Origin of the sequence: Psychrobacter sp. Pi2-51 (assembly GCF_904846665.1) — a bacterium.
Classification (GTDB): Bacteria; Pseudomonadota; Gammaproteobacteria; order Pseudomonadales; family Moraxellaceae; genus Psychrobacter; species Psychrobacter glaciei.
In genome coordinates, this window is sequence record NZ_CAJHBP010000058.1 from 1 (window position 1) to 1,742 (window position 1,742).

Annotated in this window: 2 protein-coding genes and 1 pseudogene; 1 reads left to right on the forward strand and 2 read right to left on the reverse strand. The window is 37.9% G+C overall.

The features are described 5' to 3' along the window. A pseudogene (locus JMY08_RS14105) lies at positions 1-210 on the forward strand (hypothetical protein); the annotation flags it as partial. Positions 211-258: 48 nt separating this feature from the next. On the opposite strand, the gene JMY08_RS13880 reads toward JMY08_RS14105, so the two are convergent. Together JMY08_RS13880 and JMY08_RS13885 are read right to left on the reverse strand one after the other, a co-directional pair. Then, entirely contained in the window at positions 259-891 is a 633-nt protein-coding gene (locus JMY08_RS13880) for a hypothetical protein (RefSeq protein WP_201593760.1), read from the reverse strand. A 40-nt stretch (positions 892-931) separates the two neighbouring features. Beyond that, positions 932-1,742: PD-(D/E)XK nuclease family protein (locus JMY08_RS13885; protein WP_201593761.1), on the reverse strand; the 811-nt coding region annotated here is incomplete at its 5' end.

Below are 1,742 nucleotides of genomic sequence, written 5' to 3' on the forward strand. Positions count from 1 at the left end.
CAAAAATATAGCATTAGTACCCATACGTTATTTGAAACCGTAAGCCAATGCTACGCTTGCTTAGATGATGTGTGCTGCGAATATTGCGGAAACGCCTGTCCTATTGAAGTACCTGCCGATATTGCTTATATGCGGGCAAAAGAGAGTTGGTTTTGCGCAGTATGTGAGCATGCTATGTGGCGCGGAGACTCTATTAGCAAATATAACTAGCTTCAATTGATAGTAGCAGCCAAAGCCATATGTTTATTACATGTGGCTTTACTTTTCTTCAGCATAAACCGCCTTTAAACGAAAACAATTAGGCTCATCAGTCATACTTGAGCTGAGATAAGTAAATGCATTATCATTAGACAACAACCCCTCAATAGCATCTGATATATAAGCAAAGGCTTCCAGTGGCAGACTTTGCACGCTCTGCGTCCCAATAAGTACCCCTTTAGTATTACGAGCGTTAGTAAGTAGACCAATCATCTTATATGTAGCTGTTTTTATCATATGGAATTCAGACTCACCTGTAGCACTGGCTTGAACAAACTGAAACGAATAACCACACTCAAACAAGCTTATAACGTCTGCTACATCTATACCGATGATAGTACTTGCAGACTTTGCATCTAGCAGTGCAATGACATCATTTACTTCATCAGGCTGACATCTAACAATCCCCTCTATAATATCTAAGCGTTCATACTTATGGTCATCTGTTTGTAAGCCTACTAAAATATCAGCCCCTGCTTTCCCTTTTAGCTCTAGCAGTGCCTGCTCATTCCAACCGTCATTGATCATAAAACAGGCGATAATAGATGGCGAATAATGGTCTTTATCTGGTCGGTATAAGGCGACACACGGAACACTATCTATTTTTGAGTTGTCGAGCTGATATTTCATCATTAGACCCTTTATTACTTTAAATATTATGACACTACAACTATTACTCGTTTTTATTTTTATACTGATTTACGGTATGGTTAATGAATTTTTGTACTTCATTCATTAGCCTATCTACCTGTTGCAGATCTATCGAACTTTTACCATCAAATATATCTGTGTCTAATACAGCAAAGGTCATATGCCTACCTGAACCAAAGCGCTTTGGCTTAGTCACTTTTAAATCAAAATCAGCAGCTTCTGTCTTAAACAATTTATAAAGCTCATTCCTAACCACCTTGCTACGACTTTCTTTATTAGGAACAGATACTTTAAAGCAGATTTTCTCTTGCTCGATTTGTAAATAAATATCTATATTATTTTCTACTTTATGACCCAGACCCCAAAAGCCCATAAAGCCGCCCGAAGGATTAGCAACATAACCCCAATTGCCTTCTCCTAGGTAAGACTGCAAATGTTGAAAAAAGCCAATCCAAGCCCGTTTTTTCCATTCGTTAACAGGTTTTGACTTAAAGCTTTGCACCGCTTCTTCAATAGACTGCAGATGGTTATGATAATCGCTATATATATCACTCTCTTGCAGTGCCGCATTTTGTTCACTATTAAAGAGGTCTAATAAATCTCGTCTAGTTACTGGATAGAAGCCGTCCTTTAGCACAGCTTTGTAGTTGCTTTGATCATGCGTTTGTAAATAAATAGGAATAATTTTATCTTCTGTAAAGGTTTGAGCGTGTCCATTAAGCATAAAATGCTTGTATCGAACCAACTGATCGGAGTGCTGCAAACTGCCTACTTTATCTTCGATTAATACACAGTAAGTGTCGTTTATGATACAAAGGACATCAATGTTATTC